The 26,950-nt window shown below is 69.7% G+C and carries 29 protein-coding genes; 11 read left to right on the forward strand and 18 right to left on the reverse strand.

Annotated elements, in window-relative coordinates; all coding sequences use genetic code 11:
- Positions 1-124: 124 nt before the first annotated feature.
- On the forward strand, positions 125-832 hold the full coding sequence (gene pdeM / locus QFZ27_RS26410; protein WP_429229441.1) for a ligase-associated DNA damage response endonuclease PdeM: 708 nt from the start codon (positions 125-127) through the stop codon (positions 830-832).
- Here pdeM and QFZ27_RS26415 read toward each other — a convergent pair.
- The 4 genes from QFZ27_RS26415 to QFZ27_RS26430 all read right to left on the reverse strand — a co-directional run bounded on the left by QFZ27_RS26415 (position 829) and on the right by QFZ27_RS26430 (position 4,201).
- A complete protein-coding gene (locus QFZ27_RS26415) occupies positions 829-1,512 on the reverse strand; it encodes an HdaA/DnaA family protein (protein WP_429229442.1) in 684 nt (227 codons plus the stop codon). The two genes, pdeM and QFZ27_RS26415, sit on opposite strands and share 4 nt — an antisense overlap.
- A 270-nt stretch (positions 1,513-1,782) precedes the next feature.
- Complete coding sequence (locus QFZ27_RS26420; RefSeq protein WP_429229443.1) at positions 1,783-2,877, reverse strand: AI-2E family transporter; 1,095 nt, start codon at positions 2,875-2,877, stop codon at positions 1,783-1,785.
- Positions 2,874-3,431, reverse strand: coding sequence for a CDP-alcohol phosphatidyltransferase family protein (locus tag QFZ27_RS26425; protein ID WP_429229444.1), 558 nt, complete (start codon positions 3,429-3,431; stop codon positions 2,874-2,876). Before QFZ27_RS26425 ends, QFZ27_RS26420 begins: the two co-directional genes overlap by 4 nt.
- A gap of 50 nt (positions 3,432-3,481) precedes the next feature.
- Complete coding sequence (locus QFZ27_RS26430; protein ID WP_429229445.1) at positions 3,482-4,201, reverse strand: hypothetical protein; 720 nt, start codon at positions 4,199-4,201, stop codon at positions 3,482-3,484.
- An 86-nt stretch (positions 4,202-4,287) separates the two neighbouring features.
- On the opposite strand from QFZ27_RS26430, the gene purM reads away from it, so the two are divergent.
- The 3 genes from purM (at position 4,288) to QFZ27_RS26445 (ending at position 6,274) form a co-directional block, all read left to right on the forward strand.
- A complete protein-coding gene (gene purM / locus QFZ27_RS26435; protein WP_429229446.1) occupies positions 4,288-5,370 on the forward strand; it encodes a phosphoribosylformylglycinamidine cyclo-ligase in 1,083 nt (360 codons plus the stop codon).
- A complete protein-coding gene (gene purN, locus QFZ27_RS26440) occupies positions 5,358-6,005 on the forward strand; it encodes a phosphoribosylglycinamide formyltransferase (protein ID WP_429229447.1) in 648 nt (215 codons plus the stop codon). The genes purM and purN overlap by 13 nt, the downstream gene beginning before the upstream one ends.
- A gap of 125 nt (positions 6,006-6,130) precedes the next feature.
- Positions 6,131-6,274 (forward strand): aa3-type cytochrome c oxidase subunit IV, encoded by a 144-nt coding sequence (locus tag QFZ27_RS26445; protein WP_429229448.1) that lies wholly within the window; start codon positions 6,131-6,133, stop codon positions 6,272-6,274.
- Between the two features lie 112 nt (positions 6,275-6,386).
- On the opposite strand, the gene ndk is transcribed toward QFZ27_RS26445, so the two are convergent.
- On the reverse strand, positions 6,387-6,806 hold the full coding sequence (gene ndk / locus QFZ27_RS26450; RefSeq protein WP_395675343.1) for a nucleoside-diphosphate kinase: 420 nt from the start codon (positions 6,804-6,806) through the stop codon (positions 6,387-6,389).
- Positions 6,807-6,935: 129 nt separating this feature from the next.
- Here ndk and QFZ27_RS26455 point away from each other — a divergent pair, with 129 nt between their 5' ends.
- A complete protein-coding gene (locus QFZ27_RS26455; protein WP_429229449.1) occupies positions 6,936-8,819 on the forward strand; it encodes an ABC-F family ATP-binding cassette domain-containing protein in 1,884 nt (627 codons plus the stop codon).
- Positions 8,820-8,974: 155 nt separating this feature from the next.
- On the opposite strand, the gene QFZ27_RS26460 is transcribed toward QFZ27_RS26455, so the two are convergent.
- The 4 genes from QFZ27_RS26460 to QFZ27_RS26475 form a co-directional block, all read right to left on the reverse strand.
- Positions 8,975-11,296 carry a xanthine dehydrogenase family protein molybdopterin-binding subunit gene (locus tag QFZ27_RS26460; RefSeq protein ID WP_429229450.1) on the reverse strand — a complete coding sequence of 774 codons (2,322 nt, stop codon included), beginning with the start codon at positions 11,294-11,296 and terminating at the stop codon, positions 8,975-8,977.
- 118 nt (positions 11,297-11,414) lie between these two features.
- The gene (locus tag QFZ27_RS26465) at positions 11,415-12,125 is read right to left on the reverse strand and encodes a phosphatase PAP2 family protein (protein WP_429229451.1); all 711 of its coding nucleotides are present in this window, start codon (positions 12,123-12,125) and stop codon (positions 11,415-11,417) included.
- The gene (locus QFZ27_RS26470; protein WP_429229452.1) at positions 12,122-12,583 is read right to left on the reverse strand and encodes a DNA polymerase III subunit chi; all 462 of its coding nucleotides are present in this window, start codon (positions 12,581-12,583) and stop codon (positions 12,122-12,124) included. The genes QFZ27_RS26465 and QFZ27_RS26470 overlap by 4 nt, the downstream gene beginning before the upstream one ends.
- Entirely contained in the window at positions 12,583-14,082 is a 1,500-nt protein-coding gene (locus QFZ27_RS26475) for a leucyl aminopeptidase (RefSeq protein WP_429229453.1), read from the reverse strand. The genes QFZ27_RS26470 and QFZ27_RS26475 overlap by 1 nt, the downstream gene beginning before the upstream one ends.
- A gap of 202 nt (positions 14,083-14,284) precedes the next feature.
- On the opposite strand from QFZ27_RS26475, the gene lptG reads away from it, so the two are divergent.
- The 3 genes from lptG to rsmA all read left to right on the forward strand — a co-directional run bounded on the left by lptG (position 14,285) and on the right by rsmA (position 17,632).
- Positions 14,285-15,379, forward strand: coding sequence for an LPS export ABC transporter permease LptG (gene lptG / locus QFZ27_RS26480; RefSeq protein ID WP_429229454.1), 1,095 nt, complete (start codon positions 14,285-14,287; stop codon positions 15,377-15,379).
- 89 nt (positions 15,380-15,468) lie between these two features.
- A complete protein-coding gene (locus tag QFZ27_RS26485) occupies positions 15,469-16,761 on the forward strand; it encodes a peptidylprolyl isomerase (RefSeq protein ID WP_429229455.1) in 1,293 nt (430 codons plus the stop codon).
- Positions 16,736-17,632, forward strand: a complete 897-nt coding sequence (rsmA, locus tag QFZ27_RS26490; RefSeq protein WP_429229456.1) for a 16S rRNA (adenine(1518)-N(6)/adenine(1519)-N(6))-dimethyltransferase RsmA — start codon at positions 16,736-16,738, stop codon at positions 17,630-17,632. The genes QFZ27_RS26485 and rsmA overlap by 26 nt, the downstream gene beginning before the upstream one ends.
- On the opposite strand, the gene gmk is transcribed toward rsmA, so the two are convergent.
- Together gmk and QFZ27_RS26500 are read right to left on the reverse strand one after the other, a co-directional pair.
- Positions 17,629-18,264 (reverse strand): guanylate kinase, encoded by a 636-nt coding sequence (gene gmk, locus QFZ27_RS26495; protein ID WP_429229457.1) that lies wholly within the window; start codon positions 18,262-18,264, stop codon positions 17,629-17,631. The two genes, rsmA and gmk, sit on opposite strands and share 4 nt — an antisense overlap.
- The gene (locus QFZ27_RS26500; protein WP_429229458.1) at positions 18,261-19,163 is read right to left on the reverse strand and encodes a YicC/YloC family endoribonuclease; all 903 of its coding nucleotides are present in this window, start codon (positions 19,161-19,163) and stop codon (positions 18,261-18,263) included. Before QFZ27_RS26500 ends, gmk begins: the two co-directional genes overlap by 4 nt.
- A gap of 112 nt (positions 19,164-19,275) precedes the next feature.
- Between QFZ27_RS26500 and QFZ27_RS26505 the strand changes: the two genes are divergently transcribed.
- Both QFZ27_RS26505 and QFZ27_RS26510 read left to right on the forward strand, forming a co-directional pair.
- On the forward strand, positions 19,276-20,034 hold the full coding sequence (locus QFZ27_RS26505; RefSeq protein WP_429229459.1) for an SDR family NAD(P)-dependent oxidoreductase: 759 nt from the start codon (positions 19,276-19,278) through the stop codon (positions 20,032-20,034).
- A 65-nt stretch (positions 20,035-20,099) separates the two neighbouring features.
- Positions 20,100-20,228, forward strand: a complete 129-nt coding sequence (locus QFZ27_RS26510) for a hypothetical protein (protein WP_275542378.1) — start codon at positions 20,100-20,102, stop codon at positions 20,226-20,228.
- Here the strand turns inward: QFZ27_RS26510 and pssA are convergent.
- The 7 genes from pssA to fabD all read right to left on the reverse strand — a co-directional run bounded on the left by pssA (position 20,210) and on the right by fabD (position 26,248).
- Positions 20,210-21,091, reverse strand: coding sequence for a CDP-diacylglycerol--serine O-phosphatidyltransferase (pssA, locus tag QFZ27_RS26515; RefSeq protein WP_429229460.1), 882 nt, complete (start codon positions 21,089-21,091; stop codon positions 20,210-20,212). The two genes, QFZ27_RS26510 and pssA, sit on opposite strands and share 19 nt — an antisense overlap.
- Positions 21,088-21,810, reverse strand: a complete 723-nt coding sequence (locus QFZ27_RS26520) for a phosphatidylserine decarboxylase (RefSeq protein WP_429229461.1) — start codon at positions 21,808-21,810, stop codon at positions 21,088-21,090. Before QFZ27_RS26520 ends, pssA begins: the two co-directional genes overlap by 4 nt.
- Entirely contained in the window at positions 21,807-22,832 is a 1,026-nt protein-coding gene (gene mltG / locus QFZ27_RS26525; protein ID WP_429229462.1) for an endolytic transglycosylase MltG, read from the reverse strand. Before mltG ends, QFZ27_RS26520 begins: the two co-directional genes overlap by 4 nt.
- A 4-nt stretch (positions 22,833-22,836) precedes the next feature.
- The gene (gene fabF / locus QFZ27_RS26530) at positions 22,837-24,099 is read right to left on the reverse strand and encodes a beta-ketoacyl-ACP synthase II (RefSeq protein ID WP_429229463.1); all 1,263 of its coding nucleotides are present in this window, start codon (positions 24,097-24,099) and stop codon (positions 22,837-22,839) included.
- A 45-nt stretch (positions 24,100-24,144) separates the two neighbouring features.
- The gene (locus QFZ27_RS26535; protein WP_034844540.1) at positions 24,145-24,384 is read right to left on the reverse strand and encodes an acyl carrier protein; all 240 of its coding nucleotides are present in this window, start codon (positions 24,382-24,384) and stop codon (positions 24,145-24,147) included.
- A gap of 143 nt (positions 24,385-24,527) precedes the next feature.
- Positions 24,528-25,265 carry a 3-oxoacyl-[acyl-carrier-protein] reductase gene (gene fabG, locus QFZ27_RS26540; RefSeq protein ID WP_429229464.1) on the reverse strand — a complete coding sequence of 246 codons (738 nt, stop codon included), beginning with the start codon at positions 25,263-25,265 and terminating at the stop codon, positions 24,528-24,530.
- Positions 25,266-25,297: 32 nt separating this feature from the next.
- A complete protein-coding gene (fabD, locus tag QFZ27_RS26545; protein ID WP_429229465.1) occupies positions 25,298-26,248 on the reverse strand; it encodes an ACP S-malonyltransferase in 951 nt (316 codons plus the stop codon).
- A gap of 234 nt (positions 26,249-26,482) precedes the next feature.
- Here fabD and rpsF point away from each other — a divergent pair, with 234 nt between their 5' ends.
- Positions 26,483-26,947: a 30S ribosomal protein S6 gene (gene rpsF / locus QFZ27_RS26550; protein WP_429229466.1), complete on the forward strand. Its 465-nt coding sequence runs from the start codon at positions 26,483-26,485 to the stop codon at positions 26,945-26,947.
- Positions 26,948-26,950 lie beyond the last annotated feature (3 nt).

A 26,950-nucleotide genomic window follows, 5' to 3' on the forward strand; every position in this document is an offset into this window, starting at 1 on the left:
GATCACGGCCCTTGAACGCTGCCGGTCGGAGGTCCCTACGCAGATTTCTTCCGACCTCGGAATTGAGAACAGAAATCGAACAAGATCGTTGCCCCACGGCCCCGTTCGGCGCTACATCCGGGAGATGCCGACGCGTACGATCCCGCTCCGCGACCACGCCTTCCGGCCCGACCCGTCGGGCGTGCTGTGGTGGGCGGAGCGGCGCTGGCTGCTGGTCGCCGACCTGCATCTGGAGAAGGCGACGGCGCTGGCCCAGCACTCGCGCCGCCTGCTGCCGCCCTATGACAGCACCGTGACTCTGGCCCGGCTCGGCGCCGCGATCGACCGGCTGGACCCGGCGGTCGTGGTGGCACTGGGCGACAGCTTCCACGATTCGGCAGGGGCGGACCGCCTCGCCGCCGATGACCTGGCGACGCTGACGCGGCTGGCGCGGGGCCGGGACTGGATCTGGGTGCTGGGCAATCACGACCCGGACCTGCCGCGGTCCCTGCCCGGCGACCGGGCCGAGGAGCTGCGGGTCGACGGCCTGGTCTGCCGCCACGCCGCCGCGCCTGGAGCCGCCGGCGAGATCTCCGGCCACTACCATCCCAAGGCGGCGATCAGCGGCCGCGCCGGGCGGGTGACCGGGCGCTGCTTCGTCGCCGACGAGCACCGGCTGGTGCTGCCGGCCTTCGGTGCCTATACCGGCGGCCTCGACGTGCTCGCCCCCGCCATCCGCGGGCTGCTGGGGCCGGCCTTCCATGTCTGGCTGATCGGCCGCACCGGGCTGCACCGCTTCCCCGGCGCCCGCCTGTCGCCGATCGCCTTCCGGTATATCGACAGCGTCGCCTAGCCCTGCTCCGCCAGGATCGAGCGCACCAGCGGCAGGGTGATCGAGCGGCCCTGGGCCAGGCTGGCGGCGTCGATCTCGGCCACCAGCCGCCGCGCCTCGGCGAAGCTGCGCTCCATACGAGCCAGCATCGCCTGCACGATCTCCGGCCCGACCGCGAGCTGGCGGTCGGAGAACAGCTTGGCCAGCACCTGCGCCAGCAGCACGTCGTCGGGCTCGCCCAGGCCGACGGCCGGCGCCGCCTTCAGCCGCGAGGCGAGGTCCGGCAACGCCACCGGCCAGCGCGCTGGCGGCTCGCGCGCCGCCAGCAGCAGAAAGCCGCCGGCCTCCTTCAGCAGGTTGTGCAGGTGGAACAGCGCCCGCTCCGCCGCCGCATCGCCTGCCACCCGGTCGGCATCGTCCAGCGCCACCATCCCGGCGGCGGCGAGCTCGGCTGGATCGGCCGCGGCCAGCGCACCGCCGGCCAGGATCCTGGCGTCGGCGCGCTGCGCCCAGATGCCGAGCAGATGGCTCTTCCCCGCCCCCGGCGCGCCGTGCAGGGCCAGCACCGGCCCCGGCCAGTCGGGCCAGCGCGCGATCCAGCCCGCGGCCTCGCGGTTGCTGTCGGCGACGATGAAGTCCTCCGGCCCCAGGGCGGGTGGCAGCGACAGGTCGAAGACGAACTGAGCCACCTCAGCCGGCATGCCTCACCCCCCTTGCGTCCTGCGTCGCCTTGCGGTGAGTCGAATGAGGGCGCGGGCCGCGAAGAGCGTATCGGGCCATACGGTCGAGCGGCCCGCGCCCGCAGGCGGCCACCGCAAGGCGACCCTTCGGGCCGGTTGAACATGCCGACATGGTGCGTCGAACGGCTTGCGCGATGTTCCACATCGCGCTGCGCCGATCTCCTACCCTGTCGGCATGTTGAACCGGCGCAGGACACAAGGGGGGTGAGGCATGCCGGCTAGCAGTCTTGCTCATGAGACGGTAGGGATATCCATGTCCGGCGGGTCGGCGGGCGGCTGCCGGTACAGCGCGCTCTGGCGATAGCGGTGCAGGGCGAACCGGGTCAGCACGCCGATCACGGCGGCCATCGGCACCGCCAGCATGACGCCGGTGAAGCCGAACAGGCTGCCGGCGGCGAGCAGCGCGAAGATCACCCAGACCGGATGCAGGCCGACCGATTCGCCGACCAGCTTCGGCGTAACGAAATTGCCCTCCAGGAACTGGCCGAGCAGGAAGATGCCCAGCACCACGGCCCACATCGTCCAGTCGTCATACTGCACGAACGCGATGCCCATCGAGCTGACCAGCCCGACCAGCGAGCCGACATAGGGGATGATCGACAGGATGCCGGTCATCAGCCCGACCAGCAGGCCGAAATTCAGCCCGAGGATGGTCAAGGCGACGGCGTAAAACAGGCCGAGCAGCAGGCAGACGATGAGCTGGCCGCGGATGAAGCGGGACATGGTCCGGTTCACCTCGCGCCCCAGGCTACGGATGGTCTCGCGCTGCGCCACGGGCAGGTTGTGGTCGATCACCTCGATCATGTGGTCCCAGTCGCGCAGCATGTAGAAGGCGACAACCGGGGTGATGAAGAGCAGCGACAGCAGGTCGATCAGCGCCATGCCGCCCTGCCACAGGCTGCCCAGCACCGTGCCGATCCAGGACACGGCATTGCCGGCATATTGGCTGACCGCCTTCTGCAGCTCGTTGAAGTTCGCCGCCGACACGCGGTGGCGCAGATCGGCGATCAGCGGCTGCAGCCGTGCCGTCGCCCGGGCCACATAGTCGGGCACGGCCGAGATCAGCCCGGTCACCTGGGTCACCAGGATCGGCACCACGATCAGTACCGCCAGGATCGCCACGATCACGAACAGCAGCAACAGCACCGTGGTCGCCAGCCAGCGCGGCATGCCCAGCCGCTGCAGCCGGTCGCAGGCCGGATCCAGCAGATAGGCGATGATCATGCCGGTGACGAAGGGCGCCAGCACGCCGCTCAGCAGCCACACCAGGAGGCAGAAGACGACGAAGCCGATCAGCCAGAAGCGGATTTGGGAAGACCCGTTCACGCGTGCGCCCCGGCCGGTGTGAAGAAGCGGCGGACGGTCTCCCGCAGGTAGCCGATCGCCGACAAGGTGGTGGTCCCGGCCACGACCCAGACCAGGACCGCGATCACGCCGCTGGCGTCGACATCCAGCCCGGGCGCCGCCATCACCAGCACCACCAGCGCGATCTGCATCACCGTGTTCAGCTTGCTGATCATCGACGGGGTCAGCGAGCGGGTGCCGCGGCCGGCGAAATGCAGCACCACCACGCCCAGCACCAGGCCGATGTCGCGCGCCACCACCAGCACCACCAGCCAGACCGGCAGCTCCGCCGTCCAGGTCAGGGCCAGATAGGTGCCGACCAGCAGCGACTTGTCGGCGATCGGGTCGAGATAGCTGCCCAGCGCCGTGCGCGCCTGCAGCCAGCGCGCCAGGATGCCGTCGAGTGCATCGGTCACTGCCGCCGCCGAGAACATCCAGAAGGCCGTGACCAGGCGGTCGTCCAGGATCAGCCAGATGGTGACCGGGGCCACGACCAGGCGGGCCAGGCTGAGCAGGTTCGGCAGGTATCGGACCATGCGGCGCAAAAGGCCTGACCTCGATGGCAAGAATGTGGTCACGCCGGAGGCTACTGCCCGCCGGCGCGGTGCAGCTCGAGCGCCTGGGCGCCCTGCTGCACCGTCAGGCCCTGCTGCGCCAGGATCTGGTTCAGCTGGGTCTGGTCGCCGGGGAAGCGCAGCTCCAGCACCGCCTGCCGCGCCGTCAGGCTGACCAGGGAGGACGAGACCACGCCGCCGAGGCGGGTCAGCCGGCCCTGCACATCGTACCAGTCGGCCGGCGCCGCGATCGGCACGGTGACGGTGACCGATCCCCGCGCCTCGAAACCGGGGGTTGCGCCGGGCTGCGGCGCGGTCCCCGGCGCCGTGCCCGGAAGGGCCGCGATATGGTCCTGCGAGCTGCCGGCCAGCAGCTGCTGCACGCCGGAGCTGCGGAAGGTGTAGGCCAGATTGGCGGAATAGTGCCCAGGAGAGGCCTGCTCCGACTTCACCTGGAAGCTCTGCACCAGCCGCTCGACATCGGCGTCGGACATGCCGGAGACGCGGTTCGGATCGGCGCCGATCTGTTGCAGCAGCTGCTGCAGCCCCTTCCGCGGCCCCTGGGCGAAGGCCTTGGCGCGGGCCTCGGTCGCATTCCCGGCGCTGGCCTCGACCGCGACATTGTCCACCGAATAGCCGGAGGTGCTGCCCGCGATCGGCGCGCCGCCGGGGGTCTGGGCCCGCACCGGCACCAGCCCGGCGCAGAGAAGCGCGGCCGCCAGGGCCAGGGTCGATCCGATGCGAAGCATCATTGCAATGCCTTCCGGTTTCGCTATGGTCCGCGCCCATCCGCACGGATAATCCGCCTTTATATAGCACCCCTCTCTGCGAGGTCATCATGTGCCCGCCGGTCGACCCCAAGGAAGCCTCTGACGCCTACAGCCGGGCCGGCGTGAACATCGCCGAGGGCGAGGCCTTCGTCGGCGACATCAAGCCCCTGGCCGAGAGCACCCGCCGGCGCGGCATGATGGAAGGGCTGGGCGGCTTCGGCGCGCTGTTCGACCCGAAGGCGGCCGGCTTCCGCGACCCGATCCTGGTCGCGGCCACCGACGGCGTCGGCACCAAGCTGAAGGTGGCGATCGAGACCGGCCGGCACGACACGATCGGCATCGACCTCGTCGCCATGTGCGTCAACGACCTGGTGGTGCAGGGCGCCGAGCCGCTGTTCTTCCTCGACTACTTCGCGTCTGGCAAGCTCGACCGCTCGGTCGGCGGCGGCGTGCTGCGCGGCATCGCCGAGGGCTGCCGCCAGGCCGGCTGCGCCCTGATCGGTGGCGAGACGGCGGAGATGCCGGGCATGTACGCCGCCGGCGACTACGACCTGGCCGGCTTCGCCGTCGGTGCGGTCGAGCGCGACCAAGCCCTGACCGGCCGCGACGTGCGCGACGGCGACGTGGTACTGGGCCTTGCCTCGACCGGCGTGCATTCCAACGGCTATTCCCTGGTCCGCCGCACCGTCGCCGATGCCGGCCTGGCCTGGGACACGCCGGCGCCCTTCGCCAACGACACCACGGTCGGCGAGGCGTTCCTGACTCCGACCCGGATCTATGTGAAGAGCAGCCTCGCGGCCATCCGCGCCGGCGGCGTCCACGCCCTGGCCCACATCACCGGCGGCGGGCTGACCGAGAACATCCCGCGGGTGCTGCCGGATGGGCTGGGTGTCGCCCTCGACGCCGGCGCCTGGCCCCTGCCCCCCGTTTTCCGTTGGCTGAAGGCGCAGGGCGGCCTCAACGCGGCCGAGTTGGCCCGCACCTACAACTGCGGCATCGGCATGGTGCTGGTCGTGGCGCCAGAGCAGGCGGATTCGGTGTCGGCCATCCTGTCCAGCCTGGGCGAGACGGTTCACCGCATCGGCCGGGTCGTCGCCGATGCCGGGCATTCGGTGGTCATTGCGGGCACGGAGGCGGCATGGGCCGTCTGAAGGTCGGTGTCCTGATCTCCGGCCGAGGCAGCAACATGGCGGCCCTGGCCGAGGCCTGCGCCGTGCCGGACTTCCCGGCCGAGGTCGCGCTGGTGCTGTCCGACATCCCCGGCGCCGGCGGCTTGGCCGTGGCGGCCGGTCAGGGTCTGGCCACCGCCGCGGTCGACCGCAAGGCCTACCCTTCCAAAGCCGCCTTCGAGGCGGCGATGGACGAGGCGCTGCGCGCCGCCGGGGTCGAGCTGATCTGCCTGGCCGGTTTCATGCGGGTGCTGAGCGCCGATTTCGTCGGACGCTGGCACGACCGCATCCTCAACATCCACCCGTCGCTGCTGCCGGCCTTCCCGGGGCTGCACACGCATGAGCGGGCTCTGGCGGCGGGCGTCAGGCTGGCCGGCTGCACCGTGCACATCGTCCGCCCGGTGGTCGATGACGGTCCGATCCTGGTCCAGGCGGCGGTGCCAGTGCTCGACGGCGACGATGCCGCCAGCCTGGCCGCGCGCATCCTGGTGGAGGAGCATCGCTGCTATCCGCTGGCCCTGCGCTGGGTCGCCGAGGGGCGGGTCCGGATCGAGGACGGACGGGTCCGGATCGCGGGTGCGGACGCCGCCGCAGGCGCGATCCGCAACCCATTGTGATAATTGTCACAAAGTCCAACTCGACGCTGCGACAATTAAACCCTATTTCACTGGACAAGGCCGGGGGGCACCCGTAAATGGTGCCTCGATCGCAAACATACGAAAGCGTGACGAGGATGGGCGCGATGGCCAGCGAAGGCACGAATCAGGTTCCGGAAGAACTGCTGGCTTCACGCAAGCAGATGTATGTCAGCTTCGTGCGTTTCAGCACCTGGGGCATTGTCGCCGTCGCCATCCTGCTGATCGGCATGGCGCTGTTCCTGCTCTGATTTTCGCCATCGGCGCAAAGAAGGCCGGCCCCGTGGGGACCGGCCTTTTTTGTTGCCCGGAGGCGGCATCCGGCCGTCCCCGCCGGAGCGGAGACGGCCGAAAGTCCTCGGATCAGCCGACGATCTCGGTGCCGGCGAAGAAGAAGGCGATCTCGATCGCCGCGTTCTCGGCCGAATCGGAGCCGTGCACCGAATTCGCCTCGATCGATTCCGCGAACTCCTTGCGGATGGTGCCCGGCTCGGCATTGGCCGGGTTGGTGGCGCCCATGATCTCGCGGTTGCGGGCCACGGCGTTGTCGCCCTCCAGGACCTGGACCACGACCGGGCCCGAGATCATGAAGTTGCAAAGGTCATTGAAGAACGGCCGCGCCGCATGCACGCCGTAGAAGGCCTCGGCCTGGGCGCGGCTCAGCTGAACCCGCTTCTGCGCGACGATGCGCAGGCCGGCTTCCTCGAACTTGGCATTGATCTTGCCGGTCAGGTTGCGGCGGGTGGCATCCGGCTTGATGATGGAGAAGGTGCGCTCGGCCATTGGATCCTCGGTTTTTCAGGCGTTGGCGATCGGAATTGCGCGGCCTTATAGACGGGCGGCCCCGATCCGGCAACCGAAGCCGAATCCGCAGGCCCGAATCCGGCCCGGTCGTGCTATGACCCCGCCGCCATGCTTCAGATCCAGGACATCACCATCCGCATCGCCGGCCGCGTGCTGCTCGACTCCGCTTCGGTGTCGGTCGCGGCCGGGCACAAGGCGGGCCTCGTCGGCCACAACGGCACCGGCAAGTCGACGCTGCTGCGCGCGATCCGCAAGGAGATCGGGCTCGACGGCGGCCAGATCAGCTATCCCGGGCGCTGGCGGATGGCCAGCGTGGCCCAGGATGCACCGGAAGGATCGGCCAGCCTGCTCGACACCGTGCTGGCCGCCGACACCGAGCGCGCCGCCCTGATGGACGAGGCGGAGACCGCCGAGGATCCGGACCGGATCGGCGAGATCCACGCCCGCCTCGTCGATATCGACGCCCACACCGCCCCGGCCCGCGCCGCCACCATCCTCGCCGGACTCGGCTTCGACACCGAGGCCCAGGCGCGGCCGGTCGGCGACCTGTCGGGCGGCATGCGCATGCGCGTGGCCCTGGCGGCGACGCTGTTCCTGCAGCCCGACCTGCTGTTACTCGACGAGCCGACCAACCATCTCGACCTCGAGGCCACGCTGTGGCTCGAGACCTGGCTGAAGACCTACCCGCACACCATCCTGATGGTCAGCCACGACCGCGACCTGCTGAACCGGGTGGTCGACACGACGATCCATCTCGAGAACGGCAAGCTGACCGCCTACACCGGCGGCTACGACCAGTTCGAGCAGACGCGCCGCATGCGGCTGGAGCATCTGGCGGCGCTGCAGAAGCGCCAGATCGCCCAGCGCGCCCACATGCAGAGCTTCATCGACCGCTTCAAGGCCAAGGCCACCAAGGCCCGCCAGGCGCAGAGCCGGGTCAAGGCGCTGGAGAAGATGGAGCCGATCGTGGCCCTGGTCGAGGGCCAGTCGATCAGCTTCGACTTCCCGCCACCGGAGGAGCTGGCGCCGCCGATCCTGGTGCTGGACAAGGTGACCGTCGGCTATGACGAGCGCCCGGTCCTGAAGAATCTCGACATGCGGATCGATATGGACGACCGCATCGCGCTGCTGGGCGCCAACGGCAACGGCAAGTCGACGCTGGTCAAGCTGTTCGCCGGCCGCCTGCAGCCGATGTCCGGGCAGCTGCGCAAGTCCAACAAGCTCAAGGTCGGCTATTTCGCCCAGCACCAGGCCGAGGAGCTGGACCTGTCGCTGAACGCCATCGCCCAGGCACGGCGGGTGATGCCGAATTCGACCGACGAGAAGATCCGCGCCCATCTCGGCCGCTTCGGCTTCGTCCAGCGCCGCTCCGAGACCCGGATCGGCGACATGTCGGGCGGCGAGAAGGCGCGGCTGCTCCTGGCTCTGATGGCGCGCGAGGCACCGCAGTTGCTGCTGCTCGACGAACCGACCAACCATCTCGACGTCGACAGCCGCCAGGCGCTGGTGCAGGCGCTGAACGAATATGATGGGGCCGTGGTGCTGATCACCCACGACCCGCATCTGATCGAGTTGACCGCCGACCGGCTGCTGCTGGTCAAGGACGGCGCGGTCAGCCCGTTCGAAGGCGACCTGGACGACTATCGCCGCCTGCTGAACGAGCAGCGCCGGCAAGAGCGCGCCGGGCGGCAGGGGGACAAGCTGAGCCAGGCCGACCGCAAGGAGCAGCGCCGCGCCGCCGCCGAGGCCCGCGCCCAGCTGGCGCCGCTGCGCCTGGCGATCCGCGACATCGAGAAGCGGATCCAGGGGCTGGAGCGGGACAAGAAGGCGATCGAGGCGAAGCTGGCCGACACCGCCCTCTACAACAATCCCTCGACAGCGACCGAGCAGCAGATCGCTCTGCACGACGTGCAGAGCAAGCTCGACGCCGCCGAGGAAGCCTGGCTGGAGGCCAACGGCAAGCTGGAGGCGGCGCAGGCGCTGGCGGGCTGAGGCGGAGCCATCCCCCTCACCCTCCCGCCGCCAACGCGGCGGGCCCCTCCCTCTCCCCGAGGGGAGGGAAACGGAGCCGCGCCCCATCACCTCTCCTTGGGGAGAGGTCGAAATCGCGTAGCGATTTCGGGTGAGGGGTGGTCCCGCCCTCTCCGCTACCGCAGCGCCTCCCACACCGTCGCCGGGGTCAGCGGCATCTGCAGGCGGTCGGCGGCCGCGCCATTGCCGGCCCGCGCCAGGGCGTCGGCGACGGCGTTCACCACGGCCGGCGTGGCACCGATGGTGCCGAGTTCGCCCACGCCCTTCACACCGAGCGGGTTGTTCAGGCACGGCGTCGATTCGTCGAGCACATGGACGAAGCCGCGGATGACGTCGGCGCGCGGCACGCCGTAATCCATCAGCGTGGCGGTCATGACCTGCCCGGTCTCGCGGTCGTAGACCATGTGCTCGCCCAGCGCCTGGCCGATGCCCTGGACCGCGCCGCCGTCGAGCTGGCCACGCACGATCATCGGATTGACCACCCGGCCGACATCATTGGCCGAGACGTAGGAGACGATGTCGACCGTGCCGGTCTCCGGATCCAGCTCGATCTCGCAGATATGGCAGCCATTCGGCCAGCTCGGCCCCTTCACCGTGCTGGTCGCGTCGATGAAGATGCGGCGGTCGGGCTGGCGGTCGGCCAGCTCGAACAGGCCGATGCCGCGGTCGGTGCCGGCGATCCGGAACTCGCCCTCGGCATATTCGATGTCGGCGGCCGCTGCCTCCAGCGCGTCGCCGGCCAGCTCGCGCCCGGTGTCGACCGCGCGTTCGGAGGCGTGACGGATCGCCGAGCCGGCGGTGAACAGCGACCGCGACCCGGCGCTGCCGAAGCCCTGGCCGCGGTCGGTGTCGCCCATGACGATGCGAATCCTGTCGATCGGCACGCCGAAGACGTCGACCACCAGTTGGGCGTAGGAGGTCGCGATCCCCTGCCCCATCGGCATGGTCGCGGCATAGATTTCGATATCGCCGTCGCCCGAGACCTGGACCGTCACCCGCTCCTCGAACACATTGCCGCCGGTCCATTCCAGGAACGAGGCCAGGCCACGGCCGCGCAGCTTGCCGCGCGCCCGGGACTCGGCCTCGCGCGCGGCGAATCCGTCCCAGTCGGCGAGGTCCACGGCCTGGTCGATGATCGAGCCGAACCTGCCGCTGTCATAGGTCTGCCCCATGGCGTTGGTGTAGGGCATTTGCTCGGGGTGGATGAGGTTGCGGCGCCGGATCTCGACCGGGTCCAGGCCGAGCTGGCGCGCCGCGGCGTCGAACAGCCGCTCGATCAGATAGATCGCCTCCGGCCGCCCGGCCCCGCGATAGGCGGCCGTCGGTGCCGTATGGGTCAGAAGGGCGGTGAATTCGAGATCGATGGTGCGGATGTCGTAGATGCTGGTCGATACCCAGGGCCCGATCATCAGCTGGATGATGATCCCCGCCGTGGTGGCGTAGGCGCCGACATTGGCGTGCGAACGCACCCGGTAGCCCAGCACCTTGCCGGTCGCGTCCAGCGCCAGCTCAGCATGGCTCTCGACATCGCGGCCATGGGTCGCCGCCAGGAACTCCTCGATCCGCTCGGCGGTCCATTTCACCGGCCGCTGCAGCTTGCGCGCGGCATAGGCGACCATGATGTCCTCGGGGTAGAGGCCGGTCTTCATGCCGAAGCCGCCGCCGACGTCGTCGACCACCACCCGCACCTTCTCGCGCGGGATGCCGAGCACCGCGTCGCACAGCGTGTCGCGGGCGCCGGACGGCATCTGGCTGGACAGGCGCAGGGTCAGCCGGTCGGTCTCCGAATCATACTCGGCCTGGGAGCTGCGCGGCTCCATCGGCGTCGGTGCCAGGCGCTGGTTGACGAGGTCGAGCGAGACGATATGGGCGGCGGCCTGGAAAGCCGCCTCGGTCGCCGCCGCATCGCCGTGCCGCATCTGCGCCGCGATGTTGCCGGTCGCCGCCGGCCAGACCTGCGGCGCATCCGGCGTCAGGGCCTGCGTCACCCCGGTGACGGCGGGCAACTCGTCGTATTCGACCACGATGGTGTCGAGCGCATCCTTGAGCAGCGCGCGATTCTCGGCCACCAGCGCGACCACGGCCTCGCCGACGAAGCGCACCACCTCATGCGCCAGCGCCGGCCGCAGCGGCGACGCGCCGGGGGATCCGTCCGGCCGCTTGAAGATCGGCGCCAGCGGCAACGGCTGCACTCCGTCCGCCACCAGGTCGGCGCCGGTCAGCACCACCACCACGCCCGGCATCGCCAACGCCTCTGAGGCATCGATCGATACGATCCGGGCATGCGGATGCGGCGAGCGCAGGAAGCCGAGATAGGTCTGTCCCGGCAGGGAGATGTCGTCGCTGAAGCGGCCGGCGCCGGCCAGCAGCCCAGCATCCTCGATCCGCCGCACCTCGCGCCCGCTGCCGAACCGTCCGACAGTCGATCCGTCCGTCATCACTTGTCACCTTTGCTGGGAAACCGCCCGGATCGCTGACCCGCGGCGGCCTTGGCTTTATATGGTCGCAAATTGCGGCCGCGCATCACCTACCGGACAGATTGGCTACGCCTGCAACTCAACGCGGCTCGGGCCAGCGGATCAGGCCGCGGGTGAAGTTTCGCCAGGCGGCGGCCGTGCTCCAGCGGTCGAACAGCAGGGCGTGCAGCCCGGCGCTGATCAGCAGGATCACCGCGGCGGCGAAGACCACGTCGCTGGAGAAATGCCCGCCCATGCCGATGCGCAGCAGACCCAAGAGGCCGCCCAGCGCCATCGATCCCCAGAAGATCCGGCGCCGCCGCCGGGCCGGCACGACATAGGCGACGCTGTGGACGACGAAGCCGACGGTCGGGTCGCCGGCGACGAAGGAGCAGTTGCGGGCGCATTGGCCGGCCGGGATCAGCGGCGGCGTGAAGACGGCATTGCCGCCGAAGGCCTCGACCTGGCGCGGCCGGGCCCGCCCCCAATGGTCCTTCAGCACGGCATTGGCCACCAGCCCCGGCCCAAGTGCCAGCGCCAGGGCCAGGAAGGTCCAGCGCCGCGCGTCGAGGCCGAGCAGCCGCTGCTGCCGCAGCCAGGTCCAGAGCGCCGCGAGCAGCAGCAGCACGGCGGCGGTGCGGACCAGGATCTGCACCGCCTCGTGGATCGCCTCGGCCAGCGGCGCTCCGTCCCAGGCGAAGCCGCTACCCGGGGCATAGAACCAGCCGGAGACGACGAGGTCGATCCCGGGCACCAGGACCAGCAGGGCACAGAGAGCGACTGCGAGCCACAGCGCCGTGCGCGGCGTCACCCGCCCACCCGTTGCTTCTCGCTCCAGGCCCCTGCCTCGTCCTGCTGGTAGTAGACCAGGGTGTGGCCGGCGTCCCGCAACCGCTTCCAGCGCCCGCGGGCGGCCTGCACCGCCTCCGGGTCGTTGCCGTCGAACAGGTCGCAGACCGTGGCAAAGCCGCCGTCGCCGTCCGACTCCGCGCCGTCGCCCAGGAACAGCACCTGGGCGGCGTTCGGGTTCTCCACATGGTCGCTGATCCAGACCGGCTGTTCCTCGGCGAAGCCGTCGCGCTTGGTGCCGTGCGGCAGGAACCCTTCCTTGGAGTAGGTCCAGAGATGGCCGGCCAGGCTCTCCACCCGCTCCTCCGAGCCGACACTGACCACGGCCCGCCAGCCGCGCTGCAGCGTCCGGTCGAGCAGCACCGGCAGGGTCTGCTCGAACGTCCGCGCGGTCAGATGATAAAAGCGGATCTCGGCCATCAGCCTTCGTAATTGTCGGTCACGAAGCGGTCCAGCAGCCGCACGCCAAAGGCGGTGGCGCCCTTCGGCACCGTCGGCGTGTCCTTGCTGGACCAGGTGGTGCCGGCGATGTCGAGATGGGCCCAGGGCACCTTGTTGACGAAGCGCTGCAGGAACTGCCCGCCGATGATCGAGCCGGCATCGCGGCTGCCGGTGATGTTCTTCATGTCGGCGATGTCGCTGTCGATCTGCTTGTCATAGGCGTCGCCCAGCGGCAGGCGCCACAGCTTCTCCTCGACCGCCTTGCCGGCGGCGGTCAGCTTCTCGGCCAGCGCGTCGTCGTTGGCGAACAGTCCGGCATGGTCGCTGCCCAGCGCGATGATGACCGCGCCGGTCAGGGTGGCCAGGTTGATCATCGCCTTCGGCTTGAACCGGTCCTGCGTGTACCAGAGCGCGTCGGCCAGGACGAGCCGGCCCTCGGCGTCGGTGTTCCAGACCTCGATGGTCTGGCCGGACATCGAGGTGACGATGTCGCCCGGCCGCTGCGCGTCGCCGGACGGCATGTTCTCGACGAGGCCGAGCACGCCGACCGCGTTGACCTTGGCCTTGCGCAGCGCCAGCGCCTTGAACAGCCCGGTGACCACGCCGGCGCCGCCCATGTCCCACTTCATGTCCCACATGCCCTGGCCGGGCTTCAGCGAGATGCCGCCGGTATCGAAGGTCACGCCCTTGCCGACGAAGGCAATCGGCGCATCGTCCTTGCGCTTGCCGCCGGCACCCTTCCACTGCAGCACCACCAACTGGCTCTCGCGCGCCGAGCCCTGGCCGACGCCGAGCAGCGCGCCCATGCCGAGTTTGCGCATCTGCTTCTCGCCCAGGATCTCGACCTCGACGCCGAGATCCGCCAGCTCCTTGGCCTTGGCGGCGAAGCTCTCCGGATGGAGGATGTTGGCCGGCTCCGACACCAGCTCGCGGGTCAGGAACACGCCCTGGGCGACGGCATCGGCGCGGGCGAAGGCCTTCCTCGCCGCCGCGGCCTCGCCGGTCTGCACCGTCAGGCTCGTCAGCGTCGGCTTCGCCTCCGCCTTCTCCTTGGTGTGATAGCGCTCGAAGCGCCAGGCCCGCAGCCGGGCGCCGAAGGCGAATTCGGCGGCCGCGGCCCCCGCGCCCTGGCCGGCAAGCACGATGCCGTCGAACTGGGCCGTCGCCTCATTGATCCGGGCCTGGTTCAGCAGCGCGGCGACCGCGCCGCCCGCCCGCTGCAGCCGGACCGCGTCGACCTCCTCCGGCTTGCCGAGGCCGAACAGCACGATCTGGTCGGTGCCGGCGACGCCATACAGCGCCAGCGTCTCGTCACGGCCGCCCTTGAACTTCGGCGCGGCCTTCAGCGCCCGCGACAGCGCCCCCTTCGACCGCTTGTCGACCGCGGCGGCAGCCGTCGAAAGGACTCCGTCGGCGAACACGCCGAGCACCAGGGCGCCGGCTTCCACGGAAGCGGGCGGGGCGAAGGAGATCTGCATCTTGTCGTCTTCCGGGCGATTTCCGATGGCCGCGGCCAAGGCGGCGGAACCTGCAAGGTAACAGCGGGTTTCACAGCCGTCACCGGTCGAAAACGGCCCCGCCGCCCAGCTGCGACCTCCTTGGTTGTCGCCGCGGCGGGCCGTCTGTTGTAGAAGATCCGCCGACCCGCCCAACCGGCACCCACAGGCCAGCCCGCACCCGATGGTTCGTTCCCCCACCCTCTACGCCTATATCGTGCGGCAGTTCCTGTTCTGGTTCATGGCCGTGCTGCTGGTGCTGAGCGGCGTGATCGCGGTGTTCGAATTCGTTGAGTTCGTGCGTCAGGTCAGCTCCATCCCCGAGCTGCCGGTCAGCCTGGCCTTCACCCTGGCCGCCTTCAAGCTGCCGAGCGACATCGAGATTCTGTTCCACTTCGCCGTGCTGATCGCGGCGATGGTGACCTTCTGGCGCATGACCCGCAGCCGCGAGCTGGTGGTGGCCCGCGCCGCCGGCCTGTCGGCCTGGCAGTTCCTGGCGCCGGTGATCGCCGTGGCGATGGTGCTGGGCGTGCTCAAGATCACCGTGGTCAACCCGATCTCGGCAGCGATGTACAGCCGCTTCGAGCGGCTGGACCTCGACTTCCTGGGCGGCACCGGTGACGTCATGAAGGTGGCCAGGACCGGCTTCTGGCTGCGCCAGAAGGACGAGAGCGGGATCGTCGTCATCCATGCCGAGAAGGTCGGGGGCAACGGCGACCAGCTGCAGAGCGCGATGTTCCTGCTGCTGAACCCGGACGAGAGCTATCGCGGCCGGATCGACGCCGCCAGCGCCCAGCTGCAGGACGGCAAATGGGTGATCAGCGACGCCTGGGTGATGAAGGGCGAAACGCCGGCGGAGCATGTCGACACCACTTCGATCCCGAGCAACCTGACCCGCAACGGGATCCAGGAACGGTTCGCCTCGCAGCAGACCATCTCGTTCTGGGACCTGCCGGACTATATCCGCAACCTCGAATCCACCGGCTTCTCCTCGACCCGTTACCGCATCGCCTATCAGGGGTTGCTGTCGCAGCCGCTGCTGATGGCGGCGATGATCCTGGTCGCCGCAGCCTTCAGCCTGCGGCCGGGGCGCCGGGTCGACACCGTGCTGATGATCGTCGGCGCCATCGTCACCGGCTTCTCGATCTTCGTGCTCGGCGACATCGTCGCGGCGCTCGGCCGGGCCGGGACCCTGCCGGTGCCGATGGCCGCCTGGGCCACCTCCGGCGTCGCCCTCCTGTTCGGCGTCGCCGCCCTGCTCCATCTCGAGGATGGGTAGCCCATTATGGGTCCGGCCGCTTTTGCCTTGAGTCGGCCAAAGTCACGTGCTGTATCTGCGCCTTTCAACTGCGAGGCCGTGTCGCCCTCATGATCCGTCGTCTGTCGGCCCCGATTGTCGCCCTGGTTCTGGCCATCACCTCTCTCGCCGGTCCCACGGCGATGGCTCAGACCCGCCCCGCCCCGGCCTCCGCCGTCGGCACCATCGCCGCGGTGGTCAATGACGACGTGATCACCGTGGCCGACTTGCAGATGCGCATGCGTTTGGCGCTGATGAGCAGCGGCCTGCCGGCGACGCCGGACGCCCAGCAGCGGCTGGTGCCACAGGTGCTGCGCCTGCTGATCGACGAGAAGCTCCAGGGCCAGGAGGCCAAGCGCTCCGGCATCGCCGTCCCGGACGCGGATGTGGACCGGGCGCTGGCGACGATCGCCGGCCAGAACAAGATGTCGACGCAGCAGCTGTTCGCCATGCTGAAATCCACCGGCGTGCCGCAGACCGCGCTGGAGGACCAGGTGCGGGCCCAACTTGGCTGGCGCCAGTTGATCCAGCGACGCTTCCTGTCCCAGGTCGAGGTCTCGGACACCCAGATCGACGAGGTGGTGGAGCGGCTCAAGGCCAACCAGGGCAAGCCGCAATATCTCGTCGCCACGATCTTCCTGGCGGTCGACCAGGATGCCGGCGACGGACAGGTCAAGGCCCTGGCCGACCGGCTGGTCTCCGAAATCCGGCGCGGCGCCCCCTTCCCCGCCGTGGCGCGCCAGTTCAGCCAGGCCGCCGGCGCCCAGGGCGGCGGCGACATGGGCTGGGTGCTGGCCGGACAGCTCGAACCCGCGCTCGACCAGGTCCTCGGCACCATGCAGCAGGGCCAGGTGTCGGACCCGATCCGCACCCTCGGCGGCTACAACATCCTGCTGCTGCGCGACAAGCGCACGGTCAACGCCGCCACCGCGACGGGCGTCAAGGTCCGTCTGAACCAGATCGTCGTCCCGGTGCCGCCGACCGCCCCGCGCAACCGGGTGGAGACGGTGGTCTCGCAGATGCGCAACGACTTCTCCAGCGTGAACGGCTGTGAGGCCTTCCAGGCCAAGGCCAAGGAACTGGGCGTGACCGCCAATACCGATCTGGGCGACGTCATGCTCAACCGTCTGCCCGACGCAATGCGCCAGGTGGTCAGCGCCCTGCCCGACGGCCAGGTCAGCTCGCCGCTGCGCGTGCCGAACGGCGTCGCCGTCATGATGGTCTGCTCCCGCCAGGACGCCCCGACCGACGGTGTCGACCGCGATCAGATTCGCGGCGCCCTGGCCGACCAGAAGATCGACATGATGCAGCGCCGGCTGCTGCGCGACCTGCGCGGCAATGCCTACATCGACATCCGGCTCTGAGGGGTCTCTGACCCTGTCCGGCGACGCCCTCCGCGACGCGATCGCCGCCCTGCCGCCGCTGCGCGACGTGATCGCGCGGCACGGCCTGGCGGCCAAGAAGTCGCTCGGCCAGAACTTCCTGCTCGACCTCAACGTCACCGCCCGGATCGTCCGCGAGGCCGGCGACCTGGTCGGCGTGCATGTGGTCGAGATCGGGCCGGGCCCGGGCGGGCTGACCCGGGCGCTGCTGGCCTCCGCCGCCGCCAGCGTCACGGTGATCGAGCGCGATCGGCGCTTCCAACCGGCGCTGGAGGAACTGGCGGCAGTCGCCGGCGACCGGCTGCGGGTCGTCGAGGCCGACGCGCTGAAGACCGACATCCTTGCCCTGGTGCCGGCGCCGCGCGCGGTGATCGCCAACCTGCCCTACAACGTGGCGACGCCGCTGCTGATCGGCTGGCTGCGCCGGATCGACCAGTTCCGGTCGCTGACGCTGATGTTCCAGAAGGAGGTGGCGGACCGGATGGTCGCCGAGCCGCGCAGCCATGCCTATGGCCGGCTGTCGGTGATCGCCCAATGGTGCGCCGAGGTCGATCCGCTGCTGACCCTGCCGGCCCGCGCCTTCACGCCGCCGCCCAAGGTCGATTCGACCGTGGTCCGCTTCCGCCCCCGTTCCGATCGCGAGGAGGTCCCCTTCGCGACAATGGAGGCCGTCACCGCCGCCGCCTTCGGCCAGCGCCGCAAGATGCTGCGCGCCAGCCTGCGCAGCCTCGGCGACGCCGAGGCGCTGCTGGCCGAGTCCGACCTGCCGCCGACCGCGCGGGCCGAGGAGATCGACATCGCCGGCTTCGTCCGCCTGGCCCGCGCGGTGGGGGCGCGGCCGGCGAAAGGCTAAAGCCTGGCCTGCAGCGCGCGGACGAAGTCCGGCAGGCCGGTCTGGCGGCTGCGGCGCAGCCGTTCCGCCGCCAGGATCGCCTGCGCCTGGGCGATGCTGGCATCGAGATCCCGGTTGACGATCACGTAGTCGTATTCCGGCCAGTGGCTCATCTCGTCCGCCGCCTTGGCCATGCGGCCGGCGATCACCTCGTCGCTGTCCTGGGCGCGGGCGCGCAGCCGCTGCTCCAGCGCCTCCACCGTCGGCGGCAGCACGAACACGCTGACCAAGTCGGTCCGCACCTTCTGCGCCAGCTGCTGGGTGCCTTGCCAGTCGATGTCGAAGATCACGTCGCGGCCGGCCGCCAGCGCCGCCTCGACCGGCGCCCGCGGCGTGCCGTAGCCGTTGCCGAAGACCTTGGCGCGCTCGAGCAGCTCGTCATTGGCGACCATGGCGTCATAGGCCGCCTGATCGATGAAATGATAATGCGTGCCGTCGATCTCGCCCGGCCGCTGGGCTCGGGTGGTGACCGAGACCGAGATCGTCAGGTTCGGGTCCTGCGCCAGCACGGCCCGGGTGATCGAGGTCTTCCCCGCCCCCGAGGGCGAGGACAGGACGAGCATGAGCCCGCGCCGAGGAATATCCGTGGTCATTCGATGTTCTGGATCTGCTCGCGGAACTGTTCGATCACGGCCTTGAGGTCGAGGCCGATCCGGGTCAGCGCCACATCCGCCGCCTTCGAGCACAGCGTGTTGGCCTCCCGGTTGAACTCCTGGCACAGGAAATCGAGCCGGCGCCCGACGCCGCTGCCGACGGCGAGCAGGCCGCGCGCCTGGCCGATATGGGCGTCGAGCCGGTCGAGCTCCTCGCGCACGTCGCAGCGGCCGACCAGCACCGCCACCTCCTGCGCCAGCCGGTCCTCGGCCAAGGGCGGACGCGCCTCCAGCAGCAGGTCGAGCTGGGCCTTGAGCCGCGCCTTGAGCGCCTCCGGCTGGGCGGCAGCGGAAGCCCGGGCCTGGTTCACCAGCCCGGTGATCTGGTCGATCTGGCCGGCCAGGACGTCGCGTAGGCGTCCGCCCTCCTCCAGTCGGGTCGCCAGCAGCTCGTCGAGCAGCGGCGCGATCGCCGCCCCGGCCTCGGCCTCGACGGCGCCGTTCAGCTCGGCCGAGGCGGAGTCGCCGTTCTCGACCACGCCGCGGACGCCGAGCAACGCGTCGACCTGCACCGGCGCTGTGTCGCCATTGACCTCGCGCACCAGCGCGATCAGCTGGTCCAATACCTCGCGGTTGATGCGCAGCTGCGGCGCCGACTCGCTGCGGCCGAGCGACAGGTTCAGGGTGACGTTGCCGCGGCGGAAGCGCTTGGCCAGCTCGACCCGCGCCGCCGCCTCCAGCCGCTCGAAGCCGGCCGGGGTGCGCAGGCGGAGGTCGAGCGACTTGCCGTTGACGCTGCGAGCCTCCCACGCCCAGGACACGCCCTCAACGCCGCCGTCCTTGCGGGCGAAGCCGGTCATGCTGGAAAGCTGGGCCGAGACGGTCTTATCCTGAGTCATAGCGGGCTTATAGCCGCCGACCGGACGGGTCGCCATACGGAAAAGTCCACTTTCCCGGCTGACTCCGCTTCCCGCCGATCGGAAATATCCATTTCGCTCATAGGAGAACCCCATGACGGCGCCGGCCGCAATCCTGATCACCGGCGCCTCGAGCGGCCTCGGCACCGCATTGGCGAAAGCCTATGCCGCGCCGGACGTCCGGCTGGCGTTGTTCGGGCGCGACGCGGCCCGGCTGGAGGCGGTGGCCGAGGCGACGCGGGCCCTCGGCGCGACAGTGGAAACAGCCGCGGTCGATGTCACCGATCAAGCGGCGATGTCGGCGGCGGTAACGGCGGCCGACGAGGCCGGGCCGCTCGATCTCGTGATCGCCAATGCCGGCGTCGCCCCGGGCCGAGCCGAGGGGGCCGACGCTGCGGCGAAGGGCCGGCGGATCCTGGCGGTCAATCTCGACGGCGTGCTCAACACCGTCGACCCGATCCGGCCGCGCATGGCAGCGCGGGGTGCCGGGCAGATCGCGCTGATGAGCTCGCTGGCGGGCTTCCGCGGCTTTCCCGGAATGGGGCCCTATGCCGCGTCGAAGGCGGCGGTGCGGATCTATGGTGAGGCCCTGCGGGTCGAGCTGCGGCCGAGCGGCGTGCGGGTCTCGGTGATCTGCCCCGGCTTCGTGCGCACGCCGATGACCGACGGCGCCAGATTCCCGATGCCGATGCTGATGGAGGTCGGGGACGCGGCGGACGCGATCCGGCGCGGCTTGGCGCGTGGCCGGCCGCTGGTCGCCTTTCCCTGGCCGGTTCATGCCGGCACGCGGATCCTTGCCGCCCTGCCGACCGCCTGGGCCGACGCCCTGATCCGCCGCGTCACGCGGGTGTGACTGCCGTCACGGTGCGTTCACGAAAGATCAGGCATGGTGCCGTCACGCAGAGTGAGAGCACGACCATGCACCTGATCCATGACGACGAAGACACCGACAGCCCGTTTGACCTGATCCGCGAGATCGTGACCATCGTCGGCTGGGTGGCGACCACCTTCGCCCTGCTGCTGGTCGCCTACGCCGCGTTCGGCTGATCCGGCCGATCTGGGGGCTGTTGCGCCGGGTCGGCAGCCGGTACGGCCTCCTCGTCCAGCTCTCCCATCATCAATGCGGCCTGGCGCTTGAGATGGGCGTAGCGCTGGATGCTGAAGGGAATGCTGCCGACATAGATCAGGCCCAGCGCGACCAGCGTCGGCCAGGTGGCGGTGACCAGCAGCGTCGCCACCAGTCCGATTCCCACCAGCACCGGCACGATGTATTCTTGCGGAATCCGCACCACCTTCATCGAGAAGGTCGGGATCCGGCTGACCAGCAGCAGCGCCACGAAGACGGTCCAGATCCCGACCAGCAGCGGCGCCACCCAGAATCCGGACGAGAATTCGAAGCTGATCATCACCGGCATCAGGATCAGGATGGCGCCCGCGGGCACCGGCACGCCGGTGAAGTAGTTGTAGGCGAAGGGCGGCAGGGTGGTGTCGTCCAGCGCCGTGTTGAAGCGCGCCAGGCGCAGCGCGGCGCAGACCGCATAGGCCATCACCGCCAGCCAGCCGAGGCTGCCGGCATACTGCATCATCCAGAGATAGAGGATGATCGCCGGGCTGACGCCGAAGCTGACGATATCGGCCAGACTGTCCAGCTCCGCCCCGAACTTGCTCGACCCGCGCAGCAGCCGGGCGACGCGGCCGTCGAGACCATCCAGCACCGCCGCCACCAGGATCGCCGTCACCGCCTGCTCCCAGCGCTCGTGCACGGCGTAGCGGATGGCGGTCAGCCCGGCGCACAGCGCCAGCGTCGTCAGGATGTTCGGCAGCAGCCGGTTGATCGTCAGGCCGCGGATGCGGACGACCGGACGGCGGCGGAAGGGTCGCCTGTGCCGGCGGTGCTCGGGCTTCATCATCGGGCGATCGCGACCGGATTGGCGACGGCGGCGGCCGCCAGGTCGGCCAGCACGGTCTCGCCGCCGATCATGGTCTGGCCGACCGAGACCAGCGGCTCGACCCCGTCCGGCAGGTAGATGTCGGTGCGGCTGCCGAAGCGGATCAGCCCATAGGTCTCGCCCGCCACCACCGGCTGGCCCGGGGACAGGTCGCAGATGATGCGCCGGGCCACCAGCCCCGCGACCTGGACGAACACCAGGATCCGCCCGTCCGGCAGGCGCAGCGAGACGGCGCTGCGCTCATTCTCCTCGCTGGCCTTTTCCAGATTGGCGTTCAGGAACTTGCCGGGCCGGTACTTGACGTCGATCACCGCGCCGTCGGCCGGAACCCGGTTCACATGCACGTTGAACACGTTGAGGAAGATGCTGATCCGGGTCAGCGGCCGGTTGCCGAGGCCGAGCTCCGCCGGCGGCGTCGCCTGGACCACCATCTGCACCACGCCGTCGGCCGGCGCCACCACCAGGTCGGGCCGGTTCGGCGTCACCCGCGGCGGGTGGCGGAAGAAGTAGATGCACCAGGCGGTCGCCAGCACACCGAGCCAGCCCAGCGGCTCCCACAGCATGAACAGCATCACGGTGGCGACGGCGAACACACCGATGAACGGGTAGCCGGCCGGGTGAATCGGCACCAGGACCCCGCGGATCGTGTGCAGAAGATGGGGGTCGTCTCTACCCTTCACGGCGTTTTGTCTCCGGTGTCCGGGGCCGCGTCGCCGGGATTGGGTGATGCGGCCTGCCGTCGCTTCTGCCATTCGGCGACGTTGCGGTTGTGCTCCTCGAGCGTCCTGGCGAAGACGTGCCCGCCAGAGCCGTCGGCTACGAAGTAATAATAGTCCGTAACCGCCGGCTTGAGCACTGCGGCAAGTGCGTCGCGGCCGGGATTGGCGATCGGCCCCGGCGGCAGGCCCGCCACAACATAGGTGTTATAGGGCGAATCGAGCTTCCAGTCGGCCCGGGTCAGCGGGCGGCCGAGCGGCTTCTTGCCCTCGGTCAGGGCATAGATCACGGTCGGGTCCGACTGCAGCGGCATGCCGGCCTGCAGCCGGTTCAGGAACACGCTGGCGACCACCGGCCGCTCCTTCGGCACGCCCGTCTCCTTCTCAACGATCGAGGCCAGGGTGACGGCGTCCTGCGGCGACTTGACGGGCAGGCCGCCGACCTTCCTGACCCACAGCGCGTCGATCTCCTGCCGCATCGCCTTGCGCATCCGGTCGATCACCGCCGTGCGGGTGTCGCCGCGGATGAACTGGTAGGTCTCCGGCAGCAGCGAGCCTTCGGCCGGGATGTCCCCAGCCTCGCCGGTCAAGAGCGGCTCGGCCTGCACCAGGGCCACGATCTCGGCCGAGGTCAGGCCTTCCGGGATGGTGATCTTGTGCGAGACATTGCTACCGCGGGCCAGCAGGTCGGCCGCTTCGGCCGGCGAGATTCTGGGCGCGAAGGCGTATTCCCCGGCTTTCAGGGCGCGGTCGCCGCCGTCCAGCGTGGTTCCGGCCAGGAACACCCACCGGTTCTCGACGATTCCCGCGGCCTCAAGCTGCGCCGCGATCGCGGCCAGGCCGCTGCCCCGGTCGATGACGAGCGTCGCCGGAGCCGTCAGCGGCCCCGGCGCGCGGTAGGCATGGAGGAACCAGGCGACGCCGCCGCCAATGACGGCCGCCAGGACCACCAGGAAGACGAGCGCGCGGGCAAGGGCCCGAAGCATGCCCTCAGAGATACTCGCGGAAGACCAGCGACGCGTTGGTCCCGCCGAAGCCGAAGCTGTTCGACAGCGCGGCGCGCACCGGCCGCTCCTTGGCCTGCTTCGGCACAAGGTCGACGCCGAGGCAGCTGTCCGACGGGTCCTCGAGGTTCAGCGTCGGCGGCACAACATCGTGGTTGATCGCCAGCACCGAATAGATCGCCTCGACCGCGCCGGCCGCGCCGAGCAGATGCCCGATCGCCGACTTGGTCGAGGACATCGACACGGTCTCGATGGCGTTGCCGAACAGGCGCTTGACCGCGCCGAGCTCGATCTCGTCGCCGAGCGGCGTCGAGGTGCCGTGGGCATTGACGTAGTCGATGTCCGACGGAGTCAGGCCGGCACGCTTCAGCGCCGCCGACATCGCCCGGAAGCCGCCATTGCCGTCTTCCGGCGGGGCGGTGATGTGATGGGCGTCGCCGGACAGGCCGTAGCCCACCACCTCGGCATAGATCGTGGCGCCGCGCGCCTTGGCGTGCTCCAGCTCCTCGAGCACGACCACGCCGGCGCCCTCGCCCATGACGAAGCCGTCGCGGCCCTTGTCATAGGGGCGCGAAGCCCGGTCGGGTGTCTCGTTGTAGCCGGTGGACAACGCCCGGGCCGCGGCGAAGCCGGCGAGCCCGAGCCGGCACACCGCCGCCTCCGCCCCGCCCGCCACCATGACGTCGGCATCGTCCCACATGATCAGGCGCGTCGCGTCGCCGATCGCGTGCGCGCCGGTCGAGCAGGCCGTGACCACGGCATGGTTCGGGCCGCGGAAGCCGTGCTGGATCGAGACTTGGCCGGAGGCCAGGTTGATCAGCGCCGCCGGGATGAAGAAGGGGGAGATCCGCCGGGGCCCCTTCTCCTCCAGGGTCAGCGACCCCTCGGCGATCCATTGCAGGCCGCCGATGCCCGAGCCGATCATGACGCCGGTGCGCTCGCGCGCCTCGTCATCCGGGGGCTGCCATCCGGAATTCACGATCGCCTCGTTGGCCGCGGCGATCGCATAATGGATGAAGACGTCGTTCTTGCGCTGGTCCTTGGGCGGGACCGCGCTGTCGACGTCAAAATCACCCGGGCCGGTGCCGCGCGGCACCATGCCCGCGATCCGCGCCGGCAGATCCGAGACTTCGAAGGTCGAGATCGCCCCGATGCCGGACTGGCCGGCGATCAGGCGATCCCAATTGGTCTTCACACCGGCACCGAGAGGCGTGACCATCCCCATGCCGGTGATTACGACACGTCGCATCATTTCATCCGGTTCTGCGGCGGAACGTGTGGCACGGGCCAGCGATCAGCCGGCCGAATGCGCTTCGATGAACTGGATCGCGTCCTTCACCGTCAGGATCTTCTCGGCCGCGTCGTCCGGAATCTCGCAGCCGAACTCCTCTTCGAACGCCATGACCAGCTCGACGGTGTCGAGGCTGTCGGCGCCCAGATCGTCGATGAAGCTGGCCGACTCGGTGACCTTGCCTTCTTCGACGCCGAGATGCTCGACGACAATCTTCTTAACGCGCTCGGCGATGTCGCTCATTCGTTCTACCTTTCAAGAGAGCGGAACGGGGCTGAATTCCGCAGTGCTGAACCCCCGCACGAGTGACCGCCCCGTAACCCGCGGTCACATAACACACCTGATCGAACATGGCCAAGCATCTGGCCATGTCCAGCCCGGCGACGTCAAACCATCGCCATTCCGCCATTCACATGGATGGTCTGGCCGGTGACATAGGCCGCCTCGCTGCTGGCGAGATAGAGGACCGCCGCGGCGATCTCGGCCGGGTCGCCCATCCGCGCCATCGGGATGGTGGCCGAGATCCGCGCCTTCTGCTCGTCGTTCAGCGCCTCGGTCATGGCGCTGGTGACGAAGCCCGGGGCGACACAGTTGACGGTGATGCCGCGGCTCGCAACCTCCTGCGCCAGCGCCTTGGTCATGCCGGTCAGGCCGGCCTTGGACGCCGCGTAGTTCACCTGGCCGGGGTTGCCGGTATGGCCGACGATCGAGGTGATCGACACGATCCGGCCCCAGCGCTTCTTCATCATGCCGCGCAGGGCCGCGCGCGCCAGGCGGAAACCGGACACCAGGTTGACGTCGAGGACGGTCTCGAAATCATCGTCCTTCATCCGCATCGCCAGGCCGTCACGGGTCAGGCCGGCATTGTTGACCAGGATGTCGATGCCGCCGGTCGCAGCCTCGGCCGCCTTGGCCACCGATTCGGCGCCTTCGGCGCTCGACAGGTCGCCCGGGGTCACATGGGCGCGCTCGCCCAGCTCACGGGCCAGCGCCTCCAGCTTCTCGACCTTGGTGCCTGACAGCGCCACGGTGGCACCCTGGGCGTGCAGCAGGGTCGCGATGGCGCGGCCGATGTCGCCCGAAGCGCCGGTGACCAGCGCCGACTTGCCGTTCAGATCGAACATGCTTTCTATCCCCTGTGCTGCGGCCCTGTGCTTCAGGCGCCGGCCGATGCGATCCAGGCGTCGATCTCCTCCGGCGTCTGCAGCGACACCGCGGCGAGGTCGCGATCGATGCGCTTGGCGAGGCCGGCCAGCACCTTGCCGGCCCCGAGCTCGACCAGTTCCTGCACGCCCGCGGATTTCATGTAAAGCACGCACTCGCGCCAGCGCACGGTGCCGGTCACCTGCTCGACCAGCAGGCGGCGGATCTCGTCCGGCGTGGTGACCGGGGCAGCAGTGACGTTGGCCACCACCGGCACGGCCGGCGCCTTGATCTCGACCTCGGCCAGCGCCGCGCGCATCGCCTCGGCCGCCGGCGCCATCAGCGGACAATGGAAGGGCGCGCTGACCGGCAGCAGGATGCTGCGCTTGGCGCCGAGCTCGGCCGCCAGCGCCATCGCCCGTTCCACCGCTTCCTTGTGGCCGCTGACCACGACCTGGCCCGGCGCGTTGTCGTTGGCCGCACTGCAGATCGAATCCGCGGTCGAGGCGCGGGCGGCGACGTCGCGCGCCTGGTCCAGGTCGAGGCCCAGCAGCGCCGCCATGGCGCCGATCCCGACCGGCACGGCCTTCTGCATCGACCGGCCGCGCAGGCGCAGCAGCCGGGCCGCATCGGCGACGCTGACCGCGCCGGCCGCGGCCAGGGCCGAATACTCGCCCAGGCTGTGGCCAGCGACGAAACCGGCGAGATCGGCGAGCGACTTGCCCGACCGCTCCGCCACCGTGCGCGCCGCGGCGACCGAGGCCGCCATCAGCGCCGGCTGGGCGTTCTCGGTCAGCGTCAGCGTTTCGATGTCGCCGTCGAACATCAGCTCGGACAGCTTCTGGCCCAGGGCCGCATCGACCTCGGCGAAAACCTCGCGTGCGGCGGCCGAACGCTCGGCCAGCGCCTTGCCCATGCCGACAGCCTGGCTGCCCTGTCCCGGAAACACGAAAGCGCGCGCCATGGCGGCGATCCCCGCATCACAATGAGGGCGCTGGTCTTAGAGCCTCGCCATAGCAAGTCAAGCCTGATCGGCGATATCGGGTTCCGATCGCGCTTGATCTTCGGGCGTTCCCGAGTATAGTGCGCGGCTTCGTCGATGCTCCTTGCCGGTCGCTTGGCATAGCGGCCGGCTTTGACATGGGCGGCTGGCGGTCCCCGCGCAGCGCCATGTCGGGAACAGCCATAAGGAGTCACAATGCCACTTTACGAATGCGTGTACATCGCGCGGCAGGACGTGTCCGCCGCGCAGGTGGAGGCCCTGACCGAGGGCTTCTCCACCATCCTCACCGAGAATGGCGGCAAGGTCACCAAGACCGAGTATTGGGGCCTGAAGAGCTTCGCCTATCGGATCAAGAAGAACCGCAAGGGCCACTACGTCCTGCTGAACATCGACGCTCCCGCGGCCGCCGTGGCCGAGATGGAGCGCCTCATGGGCATCAATGAGGACGTGCTGCGCACCCTGACGCTGCGCATGGACGCTCTCGAGGAAGGCCCCTCGGCGATGATGCAGAGCCGGGCCGGCCGGGACCGTGACGGTCGCGACCGCGATGGCCGTGGCGACCGCGATGGCCCCCGCGGCGATCGTGATCGTGGCGAGCGCCGGGATCGCGGCTTCGGTGCCCCGCGTGAACAGGCCGAAGGTGAAGGAGCCCAGGCATGAGCG

Origin of the sequence: Inquilinus ginsengisoli (genome assembly GCF_050434925.1) — a bacterium.
GTDB classification, from domain to species: Bacteria; Pseudomonadota; Alphaproteobacteria; order DSM-16000; family Inquilinaceae; genus Inquilinus; species Inquilinus ginsengisoli_B.